The sequence below is a fragment of the Bradyrhizobium australafricanum genome (assembly GCF_020329495.1).
GTDB classification, from domain to species: Bacteria; Pseudomonadota; Alphaproteobacteria; order Rhizobiales; family Xanthobacteraceae; genus Bradyrhizobium; species Bradyrhizobium australafricanum.
In genome coordinates, this window is record NZ_JAGKJL010000058.1 from 44,815 (window position 1) to 54,911 (window position 10,097).

12 protein-coding genes are annotated in these 10,097 nt (G+C 64.8%); 5 read left to right on the plus strand and 7 right to left on the minus strand.

All coding sequences use genetic code 11. The annotated features are described in order from the left end of the window. Positions 1 to 30 precede the first annotated feature (30 nt). From J6525_RS35930 to J6525_RS47325, 3 genes are read left to right on the plus strand one after another with little or no spacing between them, the layout of a single operon-like run. Positions 31 to 921, plus strand: a complete 891-nt coding sequence (locus J6525_RS35930; protein WP_018272348.1) for a crotonase/enoyl-CoA hydratase family protein — start codon at positions 31 to 33, stop codon at positions 919 to 921. Continuing rightward, positions 918 to 1,496: an esterase/lipase family protein gene (locus tag J6525_RS35935; RefSeq protein WP_312010023.1), complete on the plus strand. Its 579-nt coding sequence runs from the start codon at positions 918 to 920 to the stop codon at positions 1,494 to 1,496. The genes J6525_RS35930 and J6525_RS35935 overlap by 4 nt, the downstream gene beginning before the upstream one ends. Continuing rightward, positions 1,478 to 1,600, plus strand: coding sequence for a hypothetical protein (locus tag J6525_RS47325; protein ID WP_312010024.1), 123 nt, complete (start codon positions 1,478 to 1,480; stop codon positions 1,598 to 1,600). The genes J6525_RS35935 and J6525_RS47325 overlap by 19 nt, the downstream gene beginning before the upstream one ends. A 78-nt stretch (positions 1,601 to 1,678) precedes the next feature. On the opposite strand, the gene J6525_RS35940 is transcribed toward J6525_RS47325, so the two are convergent. The 4 genes from J6525_RS35940 to J6525_RS35955 all read right to left on the minus strand — a co-directional run bounded on the left by J6525_RS35940 (position 1,679) and on the right by J6525_RS35955 (position 5,175). After that, the gene (locus J6525_RS35940; RefSeq protein ID WP_092089692.1) at positions 1,679 to 2,608 is read right to left on the minus strand and encodes a ketopantoate reductase family protein; all 930 of its coding nucleotides are present in this window, start codon (positions 2,606 to 2,608) and stop codon (positions 1,679 to 1,681) included. A 174-nt stretch (positions 2,609 to 2,782) separates the two neighbouring features. Beyond that, positions 2,783 to 3,760, minus strand: coding sequence for an NADPH:quinone oxidoreductase family protein (locus J6525_RS35945; protein WP_225648191.1), 978 nt, complete (start codon positions 3,758 to 3,760; stop codon positions 2,783 to 2,785). Continuing rightward, positions 3,760 to 4,371: a 2-hydroxychromene-2-carboxylate isomerase gene (locus tag J6525_RS35950; RefSeq protein WP_168856778.1), complete on the minus strand. Its 612-nt coding sequence runs from the start codon at positions 4,369 to 4,371 to the stop codon at positions 3,760 to 3,762. Before J6525_RS35950 ends, J6525_RS35945 begins: the two co-directional genes overlap by 1 nt. 99 nt (positions 4,372 to 4,470) lie before the next feature. Further along, entirely contained in the window at positions 4,471 to 5,175 is a 705-nt protein-coding gene (locus J6525_RS35955) for a glutathione binding-like protein (RefSeq protein WP_225648192.1), read from the minus strand. A gap of 99 nt (positions 5,176 to 5,274) precedes the next feature. On the opposite strand from J6525_RS35955, the gene J6525_RS35960 reads away from it, so the two are divergent. Next, on the plus strand, positions 5,275 to 6,297 hold the full coding sequence (locus tag J6525_RS35960) for a methionine synthase (protein ID WP_038383315.1): 1,023 nt from the start codon (positions 5,275 to 5,277) through the stop codon (positions 6,295 to 6,297). Positions 6,298 to 6,313: 16 nt separating this feature from the next. On the opposite strand, the gene J6525_RS35965 is transcribed toward J6525_RS35960, so the two are convergent. The 3 genes from J6525_RS35965 to J6525_RS35975 form a co-directional block, all read right to left on the minus strand. Continuing rightward, on the minus strand, positions 6,314 to 6,937 hold the full coding sequence (locus tag J6525_RS35965) for a hypothetical protein (RefSeq protein WP_225648193.1): 624 nt from the start codon (positions 6,935 to 6,937) through the stop codon (positions 6,314 to 6,316). Positions 6,938 to 7,090: 153 nt separating this feature from the next. Then, positions 7,091 to 7,618, minus strand: a complete 528-nt coding sequence (gene gpt, locus J6525_RS35970; RefSeq protein WP_092089675.1) for a xanthine phosphoribosyltransferase — start codon at positions 7,616 to 7,618, stop codon at positions 7,091 to 7,093. Between the two features lie 6 nt (positions 7,619 to 7,624). After that, complete coding sequence (locus J6525_RS35975) at positions 7,625 to 8,377, minus strand: competence/damage-inducible protein A (protein WP_092089676.1); 753 nt, start codon at positions 8,375 to 8,377, stop codon at positions 7,625 to 7,627. 225 nt (positions 8,378 to 8,602) lie between these two features. On the opposite strand from J6525_RS35975, the gene J6525_RS35980 reads away from it, so the two are divergent. After that, complete coding sequence (locus J6525_RS35980) at positions 8,603 to 10,021, plus strand: circularly permuted type 2 ATP-grasp protein (RefSeq protein ID WP_092089677.1); 1,419 nt, start codon at positions 8,603 to 8,605, stop codon at positions 10,019 to 10,021. Positions 10,022 to 10,097 lie beyond the last annotated feature (76 nt).

Genomic DNA, 10,097 nt, shown 5'->3' on the forward strand with positions numbered 1-10,097 from the left:
ATGACAAATAAAAGGAAGGAAATCATCCCCATGGCGTATGAGACGATCAAGTACGAGGTCGCCGAGCAGATCCTGACCATCACGCTGAACCGGCCCGACAAGCTCAACGCCTTCAACGCCACGATGCAGCAGGAGCTGATCGACGCGTTCGACAAAGCCGACAAGGACGACGACGTCAGGGCCATTATCGTGACCGGTGCGGGCCGCGGCTTCTGCGCCGGCGCCGATCTTTCATCCGGCGCCAACACCTTCGACCGCGATGCGCGGCGCGGTCCGGTCAAGCGCAATGCCGACGGCAGCGTCGACTACAGCGATCCGCAGGTGCGCGACGGCGGCGGGCAAGTGACGCTGCGCATCTTCAAGTGCCTGAAGCCGGTGATCGCTGCAGTGAACGGCCCGGCGGTCGGCATCGGCGTCACCATGCAGCTTGCGATGGATATCCGCATCGCCTCCGACGCCGCGCGCTTCGGCTTCGTGTTCTCCCAGCGCGGCATCGTGCCGGAAGCCGCATCGAGCTGGTTCCTGCCGCGCATCGTCGGAATCTCGCAGGCGCTGGAATGGTGCTATTCCGGCCGTGTCTTCCCGGCGCAGGAAGCGCTTGCGGGGCGGCTCGTCAGCAAGGTGGTGCCGCCGGACGATCTGTTGCCCACCGCGCGTGCGCTCGCCAAGGAGTTCGCGGCCAAGACCGCGCCGGTGTCGGTGGCGCTGATCCGCCAGATGATGTGGCGCATGATGGGCGCCGACGATCCGATGGAGGCGCACAAGGTCGACAGCCGCGGCATCTATGCCCGCGGCCGCTCCGACGACGTCAAGGAAGGCGTGGTGTCGTTCCTGGAAAAGCGCCCCGCGCAGTTCAAGAACAAGGTGTCGTCGGACATGCCCGACTATTTCCCGTGGTGGCAAGAGCGCGACTATAAGTGAGCGAACGGCGTCAAGCGGCGTCCACACTTGACGGCGTCGTCCTGTTGCACGGCATCAGCAGGACGGCGCGCTCGTTTCGCAGGATGGAGCTGGCACTGAAGGCTGCCGGCTTTGCCACCCTCAATCTCGACTATGATAGCCGGCGCAAGCCACTCGACGTGTTGACCGAGGACATCCGCCCCTCGCTCGATCGGTTCGCAGAGAGCCTCGACGGCTCCGTGAACTTCGTCTGCCATTCCATGGGCGGGCTTCTGGCGCGCGTCTATCTGGCAAGGCATCGCCCGGCGCGGCTCGGCCGCGTCGTGATGCTGGGCACGCCGAACGGCGGCAGCGAGATCGCCGACCGCCTGAAGAACCTCGCGGCTTATCGCGCCTATTTCGGTCCGGGCAGCAGCTCGTCACCCGCCGCGATGCCGCGACCAGCGCGCTGCTGCCGCCGATCGATTATTCCGCCGGCATCATTGCCGGCAACCGTTCGGTCTATCCGATCACCTCCATGGCCCTGCCGCGGCCGCATGACGGCCGGGTGTCGGTCGCCAACACCAGGCTCGAGGGTATGGCCGATCACATCGTGATCCGCACCTCGCATCCTTGGCTGGTGCGCAACGCCGAAGCGATCGCGCAGACCATCGCGTTCTTGCAAGAGGGGAAATTCAGCACAAATCGTCGGGTGGACTAAGAGCGCGGACTCATTGGCACGCAGCCAAACCCGGTCGGGAACGACCCGCGGCGAGCATGTCGAAGTGTTCTGCTTCGCTCAGTTGGCGTGGGCGTTACCCACCCTGTGCAGCTTGAGCATGGCATAGACCGCATTGTTGGCTGGTGTCGGAATGCCAAGCGGGCGGGCGAACTCCACCACCTTTCCGGCGAGCCAGTCGAGTTCGAGCCGGTTGCCGCGTTCGAGATCGTGCAGCATGGAAGCCTTGAAGGTGGGCGGCGAGGCTTCCGCGAATTTCATTCGGTCCTCGGCAAAATTCTCCGGAATGGGAACGCCCCTGGCACGGCCGACCGCCACCACCTCGCTCATCAGGCTGTAAAAGAACGCTCGCGTATCCGGGTCGGCCAGGATCGGCCCCAGCGGCTGGCGAGTCGTTGCGGTCGCGCCTGATAGTCCGACGAGGAATACGAATTTCTGCCAGCGCTCGCGGTCAATCCCGTCGGACACCGAGATGTCGATGCCGGCCGCTTGAGCGGCGTCGGCAAAGGCCTTGAGGCCGTCATCGGGCCTACCGTCGGTTCTGCCGCAGACCATGCGCGCGAACTGGCTCGTGTGGGTGACGACGCCAGGCGCGGACAGCACCGTAGCAATGTAGGCACTTCCAGCGACCACGTTGTCGGCGCCGAGAATCGGGGCGATCCTCTCCGCGCTATCGACCCCGTTTTGCAACGGGATCACCCGGGTGCGCGGTCCGACCAGGGGGAGAGACGACCTGGCTGCCGTCTCGCTGTCCCAAAGCTTGACCGCGAACAGAACGATATCGACCGGGCCGACCGTGGCAGGATCATCGGTCACGTTGGGCTCGGGCAAATGAAGATTGCCAAGCACACTCTCGACCTTGAGACCGTTCTTTCTGATCGCCTCGAGGTTGGAGCCGCGCGCGATAAAGAACACGTCGTGCCCTGCTGCAGCCATACGTGCTCCGAAATAACCGCCGAGGGCACCGGCCGCCATCACAGCGATACGCATGTCATCCTCCACCCCTGCAACGACACTCAGCCGGCAGAGGATATCACGCGACGGACCTGGGTTCGATTCCTTGAACGCCGGGCCCATCGCGTCATTTGGCTGCACTGCAGAATTTGGTCTGCTATCGGTGCATGGCGGACGCTGGCAAGCCGCCTGCCCGACGGATCCATGGCTTCACGGCCTCGTCAGCAGCGCCACACGCCCGATCGCCTTGCGCTCGATCAAGAGCCGCATCGCCTTCGCATAATCTTCCAGCGGCAGCCGGTGCGAGATATTCGGCCGCACCCGGCCGGCCTCGGCCCATTCGCTCAGCGCCTTGAACCTGATCTCGCCGAGCGCGGGATCCTTGCGCACCGCCTCGCCGGCGCGAACGCCGAGCACGCTCGCGCCCTTGATCATCAACAGATTGGTGCGGGCCAGACCGATGCCGCCGGTGAAGCCGACGACGAGAATCCGCGCGCCCCAGTTGATGCAGCGCATCGAGTTCTCGAACACCTCGCCGCCGACAGGATCGAACACCACATCGGCGCCGCGACCGTCGGTGAGACGCTTGACCGCATCGCGGAACGGCTCGCGTGTATAGAGCACGAGGTGGTCCGCGCCGCGCGCCCTGGCGATCGCAAGCTTCTCCTCGCTCGAAGCCGCAGCGATCACGGTGGCGCCAAGCAGCTTGCCGATCTCGACCGCGGCAAGCCCGACACCGCCGCCGGCGCCATGCACCAGCAGCACCTCGCCCGGCTTGATCTGCCCGCGGTCGATCAGCGCGTGATAGGCGGTGCCATGCGCGGCCAGGAAGGTCGCGCCTTCCGCGTAGTCGAAAGTCGACGGCACCGGCACGAGCTGCGACGGCGTTGCAACCGTCTCGTCGCAATAGGCGCCGAAGCGCATCTTGACGATCACCTTGTCGCCGACGGCGACACCGGATGCTCCATTGACCTCGACGACATCGCCGGCGGCTTCCGAACCCGGCGTGAACGGCAGCGGCGGCTTGAGCTGGTACTCGCCCGCGGCCATCAGGATGTCGGGAAAGTTGATCCCGGCGGCGCGGATCGCAACCCGCACCTGGCCCGGCTGCAAGGGCACCGAGGCAAAGTTCTCGAGATGCAGGCGCTCGGGCGGCCCGAGCTCGCGGCAAACGACGGCTTTCGGCATCAGGCGGCCCGCGCCTTGAGACGTGCCAGCGCCTCGCGGATCAGCGGCAAGCGGTCGTTGCCGAAATACATGTCGGTCTTGTCGAGATAGATCGTCGGCGAGCCGAAGCCGCCGCGCGCCATCACCTCCTCGGTGTTGGCCTTGAGTTGATCCTTGATCGCCTGGTCGCCGATGCCGGCAAGGAATTGCGCCGGATCGATCCCGAGTTTAGTGCAGATCTCGGTCAGCACCGCATCCTGCGAAATGTCCTTGTCGTCACCCCAATAGGCCTCGAACACCGCGCGGGCGAACGGCACCATCTTCTCGTTGCCGAGAAGGATGCAGCCGCGCATCGCCTTGACGCTGTTCACCGGGAACACGGTCGGCGGCATCTTGATCGCAAGGCCGGCCGAGCGCGCCCAGTCGGTGAGATCCTTCTTCATGTAGCGCGCCTTCAGCGGCACCGGCTTCTCGCGCTGCGCGTAGACCGACGGGTTGACGGTGTTGAAGATGCCGCCGACCAGGATCGGCCGCCAGGTGATCGGAGCGTCGAACTCCTTCGCGAGCGGCTGGATGTTGTGCCAGGCGAGATAGGTCCACGGGCTGGAGCAGTCGAAGAAGAATTCGATCATGGCGTTTCCCTTTGTCTTTTCCACATTCATTCTCGTCATTCCGGGATGCACTGCAAGGCGCAGGGCTCGCGACTGTGTCGCGCCGCGGAATAACGGGCATCATTTCTTCTCGACCAATTCCTTCGCACGCTGGCCGAACATGTTCTTGCGTGATTCCTCGTCAAACGGCTCCTTGACGAATTTTCCGATCGCAAGCCCCGCCTGCACCTGCGGCCGGGCGCGCACGGTGGCGTACCAGCGCTTGATGTTCGGGAAATCGTCGAGGGTAAAACCCTGCGCCTTGTGGGTCATGGTCCAGGGGAAGCAGGCGATGTCGGCGATCGAATAGTCGTCGCCGGCGATATAGGCGCCGGTCCTGCCGAGCTGGCGGTCGAGCACGCCGTAGAGCCGCGCGGTCTCGTCGCGGTAACGTTCGATCGCGTAGGGAATCTTCTCGGCCGCATAGAGCGCGAAATGGCCGTGCTGGCCGAGCATCGGCCCGAGGCCGCCCATCTGCCACATCACCCATTGGATGACGTTCGACCGCGCACGTAGCTCCCTGGACAGGAAACGGCCGGCCTTGTCGGCGAGATAGATCAGGATCGCGCCGGTCTCGAACACCGAGAACGGCCCGCCGCCGTCGGCAGGCGCATGGTCGACGATGGCGGGGATCCGGTTGTTCGGGCTGATCGCCAGGAATTCGGGCCGAAACTGCTCACCGGCGCGGATGTTCACCGGGATCACCTTGTAGGGCAGCCCCAGTTCCTCCAGCATGATCGAGATCTTCCAGCCGTTCGGCGTCGGAGCGTAGTGCAAATCGATCATCGGCGTTCTATTCCCCGTCACAAAGACTTTTGTTGTTCTGTACCTCCACCTTAGGACATGGCACACAAGCGCTCAATCAGAACCCAACAGGAGGCACCCATGCTGTTTCCAACCACGATCGCAGGCTCGCTGCCGAAGCCGGAATGGCTGGCGGAGCCGAACATGCTGTGGGCACCCTGGAAGTCGGAGGGCGCCGAGCTCGCCCGCGCCAAGCGCGATGCCACGGTGCTCGCGGTCAAGCTGCAGGAAGATGCCGGCGTCGACATCGTCACCGAGGGCGAGCAGGCGCGCCAGCATTTCGTGCACGGCTTCCTGGAGCGGATCGAAGGCATCGATTTCGCGCACAAGGTCGAGATGGGCATCCGCAAGGACCGCTATAAGGCGATGGTGCCGCAGGTGGTCGCACCGCTGCAGCTCAAGGGACGCGTCCACGAGAGCGAGGCCCGTGCGGCCCGCGCGCACACCAGGAACCGGCTGAAATTCACCATGCCCGGCCCGATGACGATCATCGATACCATCGCCGACAAGTATTACGGCGACCGCGTGAAGATGGCCTTCGCTTTCGCCGAGCTTTTGAATCAGGAGGCGAAGGCGTTGCAGGCCGACGGCGTCGACATGATCCAGTTCGACGAGCCCGCCTTCAACGTCTACATGGACCAAGTGCGCGACTGGGGCATCAAGGCGCTGGAGCGCGCCGCCGAAGGCCTGACTTGCGCCACTGCCGTGCACATCTGCTACGGCTACGGCATCAAGGCCAACACCGACTGGAAGCAGACGCTCGGCGGCGAGTGGCGGCAATACGAGGAGACGTTCCCCGTCATCGACAAGAGCACGATCCAGCAGGTCGCGATCGAATGCCGCAACTCGAAGGTGCCGATCGAACTGCTCGCGGCGCTTCCCGGCAAGATCGTGCAGGCCGGCGTGATCGACGTCGCCAGCGACGAGATCGAGACCGCTGAGGACGTCGTCAAGGTGATCGAGGCGGTCGCGAAGCACGTGCCGAAGGGCAACATCATCGCGACCACCAATTGCGGCATGGCGCCGATGCGGCGGGACATCGCGGAAGCCAAGTTGATCGCGCTGGGCGCCGGTGCCAAGCTGGCTCGGCAGCGGCTGGCGTAAGGATGACGCCGGCAGATCAACCCAGAACGGCCATCGCGCTCGGATGCAACACCGGCCGGTAGCCGGCCTGGAAGGCGCGCACCGTCGATGGCGGCGTCAGCAGCATGGCCGGCTCGGGTACGTCGGCCCGGCTGTAACCGGCGAACGACCAGCGCAACGTGGCGCCGTCGGCGACGAGGTAGCTCTCCCCGCTCGCCTGCACCATCGTCCCGTCGGGCAAGTCCCGCAATCGCATCGGCAGCGGATGCAGCCGCTTCTTGCCGCGGTCGAGCCGCTCGGCATGCAGCACCGCATCCATCGCCTTGGCGCTGAGATCGCTCACGTCGTTGCCCTGCTCCCAGCAGCCGCGAAACCGCTTGGCATCGTCACGGCGGCAGTAGAAGCAGGGCCGGTGTCCGGCCGCAAACGCGGTGGCCTCATCGAGGAAGAACAGCTCGGTCCAGCTCTGACGGCTCATCACCTTGCGCCGCCGTCCCCTGAACTCGCAGACGCAGGTGAGCCAGGCCGGGCTCGACCAGCGCTTGTTCAGAAGCGTGCGCGTCGCCGGATCGTGGATGATGCCGCGATTGCCGGTGAAGGTGCCGCGATGGTCGGTCGCGACGATGTCGCCGGTGGGCGTGACGCGGTTTTGCAGGGGCATGTTTCTTACTTCCCCCTCGCCCCGCTCTTGCGGGGAGAGGGTTGGGGTGAGGGGCTTGTCCGCAAAGATAGTGAGAGATGAACTCGCGGTGACTCCCCCTCACCCGATCGCTCCGCGATCGACCTCTCCCCGCAAGCGGGGCGAGGTGACTCCTCACGCCGCCCCGTCGCGGATCGGCGGCTGGAACGACAGCGCGGTATCCCAGGGAAAGTAGATCCAGGTGTCCTGCGACACCTCGGTGATGTAGGTGTCGACCAGCGGCCGGCCCTTCGGCTTGGCGTACACGGTCGCGAAATGCGCATCGGGCAGCAATTGGCGCACCAGCCTGCCAGTCTTGCCGGTATCGACGAGGTCGTCGACGATCAACAGCCCCTTGCCGGTGCCGCCGCCGAGCTTGGCAGTCTGCTCCGAAATGCCCTTGAGCACTTTCAGATCGCCCTGCTTGTCGTGGTCGTAGCTGGCGACGCAGACGGTGTCGATCACCCGCAAGCCGAGCTCGCGCGCCACGATCGCCGCGGGCACCAGCCCGCCGCGGGTGATCGCGATCACCGCTTGGAACGGGCCGACCTCATTGAGCCGCCAGGTCAGCGCCCGGCAATCTCTATGGAATTGATCCCACGAGACCGGAAATGGCCTGCCGGCTCGCTCCTGTGGGCTCGGTTCGGAATTTCGTTCAGCCATATCGTCTCAACCCGCCGGCTTCTTCTGCGCGGCCTGCACTTGCTTCAGCATCTCCTTCACCGCGATCATCGCCGCGGCGAGCTTTTCCGGGTCGCGCGAGCGGACCACGAGATTGGTGTTCGGCTTCTGGTTCTCGTCCTGGAACGGATAGCTGCCGATGATGGTGTCGGGATTGGCTTCCGCGATCGCCCGCAGCGGGCCGCCGATGTCGCCTTCCCGCGCGTCGGCCCTGACCGAGTCCGATAGCATCCGCACGCCGGATTTCAGGGTCGGCGCCACGATGTCCATCATCGCCTGCATGATGGTGGGGATGCCGGCCATCACGATGACATTACCGAGCTTGAAGCCCGGCGCCAGGATGGTCGCGCTCTGGATCAGCTCGGCGCCGTCAGGCACCCGGGCCATGCGCAGCCGCGCGTCGTTGAGGTCCTGCTCGCTCCAGCGCTCCCTGAACCGCGCCACCACCTCGGGGTGATGATGGATATCGACCCCGAACGCCTTCGCCACGCTGTCGGCGGTGATGTCGTCATGGGTCGGCCCGATGCCGCCGGTGGTGAACACGTAGGTGTACCTATGCCGCAGCGCATCAAGGGCGGAGACGATGTCGGCCTCGTCATCGGCGACGACGCGGACCTCCTTCAGGTCGATGCCGATGTTGGTCAGGTATTCGGCGATGAAGCCGATGTTCTTGTCCTTGGTCCGGCCGGACAGGATCTCGTCGCCGATCACCAATATCCCCGCCGTGACGATCTCGCTCATGGTCTCATTCCCTAACTTGATCCCCTGACATTGCCGATCCAATGCCTTGATGTCACGGGGTTTTGCCGCCGAATTAAGCAGACCTCAGCCGGTTTTTCGGGCAGGCCTTCCACCTCACCCATAGCAAATGCCGTAAGCCAATGCATATCGCGCTGGCCCGCCCCTTGCTACCATCCCATCAAGTCATGCACTGTGTCACATGGCTTGGGAGGGCAGTCGGGCTATATGGCAGTCGCGTTCGATGAGATGAATGGCCTCGGCGAGGATCTCCGCCCGGCCTACCAGGAGCTCTCCCGCTGGCTCAAAGAGACGCCGCCGGATGCGCTCGAATATCGACGCCAGGAAGCGGAGCTGCTGTTCCGCCGGATCGGCATCACCTTCGCGGTCTATGGCGATGCCGAGGCCCAGGAGCGGCTGATCCCCTTCGACGTCATCCCCCGCATCATGTCGGCGACCGAGTGGATGCTGCTGGAGAAGGGCCTCAAGCAGCGCGTGCTCGCGCTCAACATGTTCTTGAAAGACATCTATCACGGCCGCGACATCCTGCGCGCCAACGTCATCCCCGAGGACCTGATCTTCCAGAACCCGGTGTTCCGTCCGGAGATGAACGGCCAGGACGTGCCGCACGACATCTACGTCCACATCGCCGGCATCGACATCATCCGTACCGATCCCGACAACTTCATCGTGCTGGAGGACAATGCGCGCACGCCGTCCGGCGTGTCCTACATGCTGGAAAACCGCGAGATCATGATGCGGTTGTTTCCGGACCTGTTCGCGCGGCACCGCGTCGCGCCGGTGGACCGTTATCCGGACGAGCTGCTGTCGGCGCTGCGGTCGGTGGCGCCGCACAGCGCCTCCGCCGAGCCGACAGTCGCGCTGATGACGCCCGGCGTCTACAACTCGGCCTATTACGAGCACTCCTTCCTCGCCGACAAGCTCGGCATCGAGCTGGTCGAGGGGCGCGACCTCATCGTCAAGAACGATGAGGTGTTTATGCGCACCACCGAGGGGCTGAAGCGGGTCGACGTGATCTACCGCCGCGTCGACGACGATTTCCTCGATCCCCTCACCTTCCGGCCGGACTCCGCGCTCGGCGTCCCCGGACTGATGTCGGCCTACGCCGCCGGCAACATCACGCTCGCCAATGCAGTCGGCACCGGCATCGCCGACGACAAGGCGATCTATTCCTACATGCCGGACATCGTAAAATTCTATCTCAGCGAGGAGCCGATCCTGAAGAACGTGCAGACCTGGCGCTGCCGCGAACCGCAGGATCTGTCCTATGTGCTCGACAACCTCGCCGACCTCGTCGTCAAGGAGGTGCACGGCTCGGGCGGCTACGGCATGCTGATCGGCCCCGCCGCCACCAAGGCGACGATCGAGGCGTTCCGCGACAAGCTCAAGCGCGAGCCGGAGGGCTTCATCGCCCAGCCGACGCTGGCGCTGTCGACCTGCCCGACCTGCACCGACAAGGGGCTGGCGCCGCGTCATGTCGACCTCCGCCCGTTCGTGCTGACCGGCTCCAGCCACACCACCATCGTGCCCGGCGGGCTGACCCGCGTCGCGCTGAAGGAAGGCTCGCTCGTCGTCAATTCGAGCCAGGGCGGCGGCACCAAAGACACCTGGATACTGAGTGAGTGATTTGAAGCCAAACGCGCTGCGCGAGCTCTCCCTCCCCCTGCAAGGGGGAGGGTCGGGGTGGGGGTCGGCCGCATAC